The 9007-nt window shown below is 68.6% G+C and carries 8 protein-coding genes and 1 pseudogene; 8 read left to right on the top strand and 1 reads right to left on the bottom strand.

What is annotated here, in order from left to right; genetic code table 11:
* The 6 genes and pseudogenes from M4D77_RS22820 to M4D77_RS22795 form a co-directional block, all read left to right on the top strand.
* Window positions 1-212 (top strand): annotated as a pseudogene (locus M4D77_RS22820) (formate-dependent phosphoribosylglycinamide formyltransferase); the annotation flags it as partial.
* Window positions 213-227: 15 nt separating this feature from the next.
* Window positions 228-707, top strand: a complete 480-nt coding sequence (locus tag M4D77_RS22815) for a DUF456 domain-containing protein (protein ID WP_068970718.1) — start codon at window positions 228-230, stop codon at window positions 705-707.
* 142 nt (window positions 708-849) lie between these two features.
* The gene (locus M4D77_RS22810) at window positions 850-1962 is read left to right on the top strand and encodes a ferredoxin reductase (RefSeq protein WP_259937524.1); all 1113 of its coding nucleotides are present in this window, start codon (window positions 850-852) and stop codon (window positions 1960-1962) included.
* An 8-nt stretch (window positions 1963-1970) separates the two neighbouring features.
* Window positions 1971-3254: a fatty acid desaturase gene (locus tag M4D77_RS22805; RefSeq protein WP_165629641.1), complete on the top strand. Its 1284-nt coding sequence runs from the start codon at window positions 1971-1973 to the stop codon at window positions 3252-3254.
* A 108-nt stretch (window positions 3255-3362) separates the two neighbouring features.
* Complete coding sequence (locus M4D77_RS22800) at window positions 3363-4244, top strand: LLM class flavin-dependent oxidoreductase (RefSeq protein ID WP_068970722.1); 882 nt, start codon at window positions 3363-3365, stop codon at window positions 4242-4244.
* A 32-nt stretch (window positions 4245-4276) separates the two neighbouring features.
* The gene (locus M4D77_RS22795; RefSeq protein WP_223258887.1) at window positions 4277-4756 is read left to right on the top strand and encodes a hypothetical protein; all 480 of its coding nucleotides are present in this window, start codon (window positions 4277-4279) and stop codon (window positions 4754-4756) included.
* A 15-nt stretch (window positions 4757-4771) separates the two neighbouring features.
* Here the strand turns inward: M4D77_RS22795 and M4D77_RS22790 are convergent, their stop codons facing one another.
* A complete protein-coding gene (locus M4D77_RS22790) occupies window positions 4772-6337 on the bottom strand; it encodes an MFS transporter (RefSeq protein ID WP_259937522.1) in 1566 nt (521 codons plus the stop codon).
* Between the two features lie 144 nt (window positions 6338-6481).
* On the opposite strand from M4D77_RS22790, the gene M4D77_RS22785 reads away from it, so the two are divergent.
* Window positions 6482-7519, top strand: coding sequence for an Lrp/AsnC family transcriptional regulator (locus tag M4D77_RS22785; protein ID WP_068970724.1), 1038 nt, complete (start codon window positions 6482-6484; stop codon window positions 7517-7519).
* 26 nt (window positions 7520-7545) lie between these two features.
* Window positions 7546-8874, top strand: coding sequence for a ClC family H(+)/Cl(-) exchange transporter (locus M4D77_RS22780; protein WP_068970721.1), 1329 nt, complete (start codon window positions 7546-7548; stop codon window positions 8872-8874).
* Window positions 8875-9007: the final 133 nt, after the last annotated feature.

Genomic DNA, 9007 nt, shown 5'->3' with positions numbered 1-9007 from the left:
CCGCACCGCGGCCGGCCGGGGGTCCGCGCCCGGTACCGCCCGCGCCGATCCCCCCGTCGGGGACCCCGCCGCGTCCGTCGGGCCCGCCGCCACGGCCGGCCCCGCACGAAAAGGCCCCGCACGATCAGGCCCCGGCGATGACCTCGATGGTCAAGACCGACGACCGGCCCGCCGACGCGCGCCCCGGTGCGTCGTCGAAGCCCGGCGAGTGATCGGACGAGGTCCGGGTGCCGTTCTGGGGTGAGCTGCTGGTCGCAGCGGTGATCTTGGTGGGCCTGGTGGGCATCGTCGTGCCGATCCTGCCCGGCACCTTGCTCATCGTCGGCGCACTGTTCGTCTGGGCCCTCGTCGTGGGTGGTTGGGCCTGGTCGGTATTCGCTTTGGCCCTCGTCGTCATCGGCGTCGGCGAGGTGCTCAAGTACCTGATCGCGGGCCGGTCGCTGCGTGCGGACGCGATCCCGAACCGCACGATCGTGGTCGGGGGCCTGGTCGGCATCGTCGGCTTCTTCGTCGTCCCCGTCATCGGCCTGCTGCTCGGCTTCATCGTGGGCGCGCTGGCATCGGAACTCGTCCGCACGCGCAGCTTCGACGGCGCGTGGCGGGGCGCGTTCTCGGCGCTGAAGGCGGCGGTGAAGACGATCGGCATCGAACTCCTCTTCGCGCTGATCGCGACGGGCATCTGGACCGGCGGCGCCTTCACCTGGTGACCGAACGGGTCGCGGCGCCGGCCGTGACCTGCCAGTATCAAATCTTGTGATCGCGGTCACCGATTGATGTGTACAGTCGTGCACCGAAGGGTAATACCGGTCAGTAACTCCAGCCGTGGGGATTTCTAGGGGAGGAGTCTGAGTGAACCTGTTGAAGTGGAGCAAGCGGCCGGCGGCCGGGGTCGAGGCCCGCAAGCCCGAGGTCAACATCATCCGCGGCCTGGTGGCGCGGGCGACCACCCCGCTGCTGCCGGACGACTACCTACACCTGATCAATCCGCTGTGGAGCGCACGAGAGCTCCGCGGCAAGGTGCTCGACGTGACCAAGGAGACCGACGACACCGCGACGGTCACCATCCGGACGGGCTGGGGCTTCCCCGACTCGTACAAGCCGGGCCAATACGTCGGCATCGGTCTGCAGATCGAGGGCAAGTGGCACTGGCGGTCGTACTCGCTGACGTCCATCGGTGCCAACGAGAACAAGACCATCGCGATCACGGTGAAGGCGAACCCCGACGGGTTCCTGTCGTCGCATCTGGTCGACGGCGTCAGCCCGGGGACGATCATCCGGCTGCAGTCGCCGAAGGGCGACTTCCACCTGCCCGAACCGGTACCGGGCAAGATCCTGTTCGTGACCGCGGGCAGTGGTATCACCCCCGTGATGGCGATGCTGCGGCAGCTGAGTGCGCACGGTCAGACGCCCGACATCGTGCACATCCACTCCGCGCCCACCCGCGACGACGTGATCTTCCTCGACGAGATGGAGAAGCTCGCCGACGAGGCCGATGATTACGATCTGAATCTCCAGCTGACCAAGGAGATGGGCAAGTTCGACGTCTCGCGGTTGGACGAGTGGGCACCGGACTGGCGCGAACGCGAGTGCTGGGCCTGCGGACCGGTGGCGCTGCTCGACGCGATGGAGGCCCACTACGAGGACGGCGGCCTGCGCGAACGGCTGCACGTGGAACGCTTCGCCATCGCCCGCACCGACCACGGTGGCGAAGGCGGGACCGTGAAGTTCGCGATCTCGGACAAAGAAGCCGAGATCGACGGCGCCACAACGCTGCTCGAGGCGGGCGAGAACCTGGGAATCCAGATGGCGTTCGGCTGCCGGATGGGTATCTGTCAGACCTGCGTCGTCCCGCTCGCCGGGGGATACGTGCGTGACCTGCGCACCGGCGAGGAACGTCGCGAAGGAGAACGAATCCAGACATGCATCAGCGCTGTGTCTGGTGAATGCACCCTCGATCTGTAGGAGGCTTCATGGCCATCACCGACATCGATCAATACGCACATCTCACCGAGGCCGACATCGAGACCCTCGGCGCCGAACTCGACGCCATCCGCCGGGACATCGAGGAATCGCGCGGCGAGGCCGACGCCAAGTACATCCGGCGGGCCATCACCCTGCAGCGCAGCCTCGCTGCCGGTGGCCGGCTCGCCCTGATGTTCAGCGACAAGAAGGTCGCCTGGGCGGCCGGAACCGCGATGCTCTCGCTGGCCAAGATCATCGAGAACATGGAACTCGGCCACAACGTGATGCACGGCCAGTGGGACTGGATGAACGATCCGGAGGTCCACTCGGCGTCGTGGGAGTGGGACACCACCTGCCCGAGCGTGCAGTGGAAGCACTCGCACAACTTCGTCCATCACAAGTACACGAACGTCGTCGGGATGGACGACGACGTGGGCTACGGAATCCTGCGCGTCACCCGGGACCAGCCCTGGGAGTGGTGGAACGTCGGTAACCCGATCTACAACCTGACGCTCGGCACGTTCTTCGAATACGGTGTCGCGCTGCATCATCTGGAGACGGAGAAGCTGCGAAACAAGGAGAAGACCTACCGTCAGGCGGCCAAGGATCTCCGGGTGATCGGCACCAAGGTCGGCAAACAGGCGGCCAAGGACTATCTGATCTTCCCGGCTCTGGCGGGTCCGAACTGGAAGACGACGCTCACCGCGAACTTCACGTCGAACATCATCCGGAACTACTGGGCGTACATGGTGATCTTCTGCGGTCACTTCCCCGACGGAGCCGAGAAGTTCACGGTCGACGAGTTCGAGAACGAGGACCAGCCGCGCTGGTATCTGCGTCAGATGCTGGGATCGGCCAACTTCAAGGCCGGACCGCTGATGCGGTTCATGAGCGGGAACCTCAGTCATCAGATCGAACACCACCTGTTCCCCGACCTGCCGAGCAGCAGGTACGAGGAAATCGGTGTGCGTGTCCGCGAGTTGTGTGACAAATACGACCTGCCGTACACGACGGGGACCCTTCTGGGTCAGTATGCCCAGTCGTTCCGGACCATCGCGAAGCTGGCACTGCCGAACTCGTTGTTGAAGGCGACGTCGGATGATGCGCCCGAGACCGCGTCGGAGTTGCGCTTCGCGATCCGGGAGGGGATGAGTGACCACTTCGGCGTCGACCCGGAGACCGGGAAGCGGCGGGGTCTGCGGACGGCGTTGCGTGAACTGAAGAACTCGCCGGTGCGGTCGGCGCACGTGGGGCGGGCCGCGTCCGGGAGTCCGGGGCGGAACCAGCACTGACACAACAGATGTCGCGCATCGTTGCGTATCCCGCGACGATGCGCGACATCTGCGAATCGCGCCCGGGCGTGGTGTGTCCGTGTCAGAATGACGCACGTGCGCATCGGGATGACCATGCCTGTGATGGAGCCGGATCTCGACGCCGAGATGCTCCACTCGTGGGCCACCACCATCGACGACGGTCCGTTCAGCTCGCTGTGCTGGGGTGAACGCATCGCGTTCGACAATCCGGAATGCCTGACCTTCCTCGGCGCGCTGGCGGCGTGGACGCGACGGGTGCCGCTCGTGATGACGGTCGTCGTGCCGCAGCTGCACGACCCGGTGATGCTCGCCAAGTCGTTGGCGACCGGCGACATGCTGTCGGGAGGACGCCTCACCGTGGCACTCGGGGTCGGCGGGCGGCACGAGGATTACCGGGCCGTCGGCGCGGACCCGTCCACGCAGACGATGCGTCAACTCGCCGACCGGGCCGAGACGATGAAACGGGTGTGGGCCGGGGAGAAACTCACCGAGTCGGTCCTGCCGGTCGGTCCGCCGCCGCACCGGAAGGGCGGTCCGGTACTGCATGTCGGGACCACCGGGCCGAAGACGATTCGTAGCGCGGTTGATTGGGCGGACGGAATCGCCGGAGTCACCCTTGATCTCGATGCCGACAAGCAGAACGAGCTCTTCGATGTTGCCCGGTCGGCATGGGCGGATGCCGGTCGGGCGGCACCGCATCTCGCGACGTCGTTCTGGTTCGCGATCGGTGAGGGCGACGGTCCCCGAGCGCAGGTGACCCGGCACCTGCATCACTACATGAACTGGATCCCGTCGGAGTTCGTCGACGCGATCGCACCCACCACCGGGTGGGCGGGCACCGAGGCCGAGCTCGCCGAGGTCCTGCGGCGGTTTGCCGACATCGGTACCGACGAGGTGCAACTCATCCCGACGAGTTCGGACCCTGATCAGCTCCGGCGCGCCGCGGACGTGGCGGCGGCGTTCTCCTGACGACGCGGCGTCCCGAGATCTAGGGTGTGGCGGTGGCCTCCCTGCGCCGGATGCTCGGCATCGGCAAGCTCCCAGACGACCTCCGTGCGCAGGTCGTCTCCGACGGCGCCTACCTCATCGTCGAATTCGTGCCCGTGACACTGAGATTCAGCGGGCAAGTGCCCGGTCGATCGGCGCAGGGCAACGTCCGGCCCTTCACCGGTGCTGTAGTCCTGACGCCCCGACGCGTCCTCGCGACGATGTCGAGCGTGCCCGGTCGGGCGGGTCGTGCCATCGACCACGAGTGGACGACCCCGCGCGGTTCGATGGTCCGCGCGGTCATCGACGACGGCGGGCTCGTCATCGAGATCCCGGCGCTCGAGCGCGTGAACCCCGACTTCAGCGGAACATTGAGTCTGACCTACTTGACCGAGCTGCCCGGCTCGGTGCTCCAGCAGGCCCCGGTGCGCGAGGTGTGGTTCGACGTCCCGGCGCGCTACGTCACCTCACTCGTCGGGGGCCGCCGGAGCTGACGGACCGACCGGCGGTCAGCCCGCCGGCTGCTCCTCGACGGCCCGCCCGGGGCGCAGCATCACGAGTGCGAGGATCGCAGCGGCCGCGGTGAGCACGCCGGAGAACGTGAGGCACAGACGCATTCCGTCGAGGAAGGCGTCGCCGACGGCGCTCATCACGGCCGGGGCGTCGGCGCCGAGGTTCAGGCCGCTCGCGGCGGCCAGGCCCTCGGTGTCGACCGCACCGATCACCCGGTCACGTACCGGCTCGGCGACACCGGCATCGATCAGCTTCTGCGGCAACGAGTTCACCGCACCGGCGGTCAGGAGGGCGCCGAGCACGGCCGGGCCGAGCGCGCCGCCGACCTGAAGGAAGGCGTTGTTCCCAGCCGCGGCCATCCCCAACAGGTGGTAGGGCACGGCCGACACCGCGGTCGCGGTCATCGGCGCCATCACCAGTCCCATCCCGAGCCCGAGCACGACCAGACGCCACGAGATGGCGGCGAAGGAGGTGTGGGCGTCGAGGGTCAGCAGCGCGAACTGGGCGCCGGCGACCATCAGGAGTCCGCCGCCGATCAGGAACCGGGCGTGAATTCGATGCATCATCTTGCCGGCGAGCCCGCCGACCAGCATCGAGGCGCCGTTCATGAGGGCCAGCCGCCAACCGGCCTCGACGGTGCCCAGTTGCTGAACCAGCCCGAAATACATGCTCAGCACGAAGATGAACCCGATCAGAGCCAGGAAGGCGATCATCGCGACCAGGGTGGTGGCGGTGAAGGCGCGGCTCCGGAAGAGGTCGAGGTCGAGCATCGGACTCGCCGAACGCTTTTCGATGACGACGAACCCGACTGCGGCGACCGCGGCGGCCAGCAGCGCGGCGACGACGCGGGGGTCGCCGAAGCCGTAGACGCCGGCCTCGATGACGCCGAAGACGAGTGCCGTGACGGCGATCGCGGCCGAGATCTGGCCGGACCAGTCGAGGCGACGGGCATGGGGTGCGCGGGATTCCGGGAGCATCGTCGCGGCCACCGCCAGCGCGATGAGGGCGATCGGGATCGGCAGCAGGTAGATCCATCGCCAGCCGGCGGACTCGGCGACCGGACCCGCGACCAGCGGCCCGACGGTCAGCGAGAGCATGAGCGCCGACGCCCAGATGCCGATGAACTTGCCCCGTTCCCGGAAGTCGGGGACCGCGTGACTGATCAGTGCCAGGGTCGTGGGCAGGAGGGCGGCCGCGCCCGTTCCGGCGAGCGCCTGTCCGATCCACACCATGCTGATCGATTGCGCACACAGCGCCACCAACGCGCCCGACGCCGTGAGGCAGAGCCCCACCAGATAGACCTTGCGACGGCCGTGCACGTCGCCGAACACCCCGGCGGTGAGGATGAATGCGGCCATCGGCAGGACGAACGCGTCTTGTACCCAGGACAACTGGGCGGTCGAGGCGCCGAAGGCGGTGCCGATCGCCGGCAGGGTGACGGCGACGCTCGTGATGGGCAGGTAGGCGACGAAGACGCCGAGGCAGGCCATCACGACGGTGGCCGTCCGACGTGCCGGGGGAGTCGGTACGCCGGTGGGAACGGGGGAGATGGTCGCGGTCAACGCGCTCGCTTTCGCAGGTCGATGAGGGTCGCCGAACGGCGCAGGAGTTCATTGTCTGGTCCGCGTCTACGAAACCACGCACAGATCCCGAGTGCCGGTATCGATACGGCACTGTGGGTCGCGCGGCGATACACTTCCTCCACCATGGACGACATCGACGGCACGATCCTCCGTGCGCTGCAGGTGTCGCCGCGTGCGACGTTCCGCCAGCTGGGTGAGGTGGCCGGAATCTCGGAGCAGACCGCGGCGCGCCGCTACCAGGCGATGCGGCGGGCCGGCGTGATGAAGGTCGTCGGGATCATCAAGCCGTCCGTCCGCGGCCAGTCGGAGTGGGTGGCGCGGGTGCGGTGCCGTCCGGACCGGATGGAACCGCTCGCGTCCTCGCTCGCTCGCCGGCGTGATGTCGCCTTCGCGTATGTCGCGTCCGGTGGTGCGGAGATCATCTGTCTCATCCGGGCGCCGCTCGGCGTGGCCGGTGAGGAGGCCATCGCCAAGACGTTCCCCGCCCGAGCCTCGGTGACCGACGTCCGCATCGATCTCGTCCTGCACGCCTTCGATCCCGGTCACCCCGCGTCGAGGTGGACCGGATTCGGTGGCCACCTCTCTGACCGGGACCGCGACCTCCTCGCTTCCGCTGCGGCTGCTGTGGTCGACGACATGCCGGAGGACCCCGAGCAGGACGATCCGTCGTCGGATGCCCCGGCGGGTGGCGCGCGGTTGACGGCCGGCGATGCCGTGCTGATCGACGCGCTGACCCAGGACGGTCGGCGAGCGCACCGAGAACTGGCTCGGATCTGCGGATGGACGGTCGGACGAGTGCGCCGCCGGCTCCGCACGCTCGAGCGCGGGGGTGCGCTCTTCTACGACGTCGAGATCCTCCCCGACCGGCTCGGCTTCGACCTGAGCGCCACGCTGTGGTTGACGGTGACCCCCTCGGCTCTCGATCAGGTGGGCACCGAACTCGCGGCTCACGACGAGGTGGCGTTCGCGGCGGCGATCAGCGGCGAGTGGAACCTCATGGTGTCGGTGATCTGCCGGGACACCGCGCATTTCCACGACTATCTGCGCACCCGGGTCGCCGCGATCGGCGGCGTCACCGGGTACTCGGTCAGCATCCGGATGCGCCGGCTGAAGCAGAACGCCTCGCTTGTGGTGCAGGGGCGGTTGATTCAGCCGGCGTGATGCCCGCGGCGGGGTAGCGTCCACGTGTGATCTCGCCACAGCGTGCCGACCGCGGCCTGGTGCGGTTGTGTCTGCTGGCGGTCATCGCCGGTCTGCTGACCGGCGTACTCGGTGGAGCCTTCCGCTGGTGCCTGAACCACCTGGACCGCTGGCGGGTCGAGATGCTCGACTGGTCGGCGGGACTCGGTGTCCCCGGGTGGCTGTTCCCGATTGCGGTCACCGCGACCGGTGCGGCGCTCGGCGCGCTCGCAGTCCGGTTGGTGCCGACCGCGGCGGGAAGCGGTATCCAACACGTGGAGGCCGTCGAGCGCGGGGAGGCGTCACCGGCGCCCCTGCGCCTCATCCCGGCCAAGTTCGTCGGCGCGCTCGCCGCGATCGGTTCCGGACTCGTGCTGGGCCGGGAAGGCCCGACGGTGCACATCGGTTCGGTCGTCGGTGCGGAAACCGGCCGGCGCGGCGGTCTCGACGACGCCGACGTCCGGGTGATGCAGACGTCGCTCAGCGGGGCCGGACTGGCAGTGGCGTTCACGGCTCCGATCGGCGGCGCGCTCTTCGCACTCGAGGAGGTCGGCCGCTCGGTCCGGTTGCGCCTCGTGGTGCCGACGGTGTTCGCCGTGGTGGCTGCCGTCGCCGCCGGACGGGTCATCCTGGGAGACCGCCCGGAGTTCGACGTGCCCTCGCTCGACGTGCCGTCGGTGACGGTGCTGCCCGTCTTCGTGGTCTTCGGTCTCGTCTCCGGACTCATCGGGATCGCCTACAGCCGAATGGTTCTCGGCACCCTCGGCTGGGTCGGTCGATTCTCGCGGGTGCCGCCGATCGGTCGCGCCGCCCTCATCGGCGCGGCGATCGGTGCGCTTCTCGCCCTCGACGCTCGTACCGCGGGCGGCGGGGACGGCCTCACCCAGGCGGTCGTCGACGGCGGTGTCGTACTCCCCGCACTCGTCGCGCTCTTCCTCGTCCGGTTCGTCGCGGGTCCGCTCTCCTATGCCGCGGGCACGCCCGGTGGCCTGTTCGCACCGCTGCTCGCGCTCGGCGCCCTGTGGGGTGCCGCCTTCGCCGAGGTCGCCGACATCATTGTGCAACAACCGGATTCAGGTGCGTCGGGATTCCGGGGCGCGATGATCCTCGCCGGGATGGCGGCGCTGTTCGGCGCGGTCGTCCGGGCCCCGCTCACCGGGATGGTCGTCGTGATGGAGATGACCGCGACGACCACGGTCGCCCTCCCCATGCTGGCCGCGACGGCCGCCGCGGTGCTCGTCGCCCATCTGTCCGGGTCGCCGCCGGTCTACGACTCGCTTCGCGAGCGGATGCTCGCGAAACCGGCTGGACGAGAAGAGCCTCCCTCCGCTCCCTGAGGAGCGAGCTTGCGAGCTGCCGCCCATGCTCCCTAATCCGGAAGAGCCACACACCCACTGGTCCCTGAGGTGCGAGGAGCGTAAGCCGCCGGGCCGAGCACGCGACGAAGGAGCGCGTCGAGGCGACGAGCCA

This window comes from Gordonia sp. p3-SID1431 (genome assembly GCF_025143765.1).
Taxonomy (GTDB): domain Bacteria; phylum Actinomycetota; class Actinomycetes; order Mycobacteriales; family Mycobacteriaceae; genus Gordonia; species Gordonia hongkongensis.
This window is presented reverse-complemented; position numbering and strand designations above follow the sequence as displayed.

Excerpts from the sequence above, each read along its gene's own strand:
- M4D77_RS22785 (WP_068970724.1), top strand. The coding sequence starts at position 6,482 with ATGGACGACATCGACGGCACGATCCTCCGTGCGCTGCAGGTGTCGCCG.
- M4D77_RS22805 (WP_165629641.1), top strand. The coding sequence starts at position 1,971 with ATGGCCATCACCGACATCGATCAATACGCACATCTCACCGAGGCCGAC.
- M4D77_RS22800 (WP_068970722.1), top strand. The coding sequence starts at position 3,363 with ATGACCATGCCTGTGATGGAGCCGGATCTCGACGCCGAGATGCTCCAC.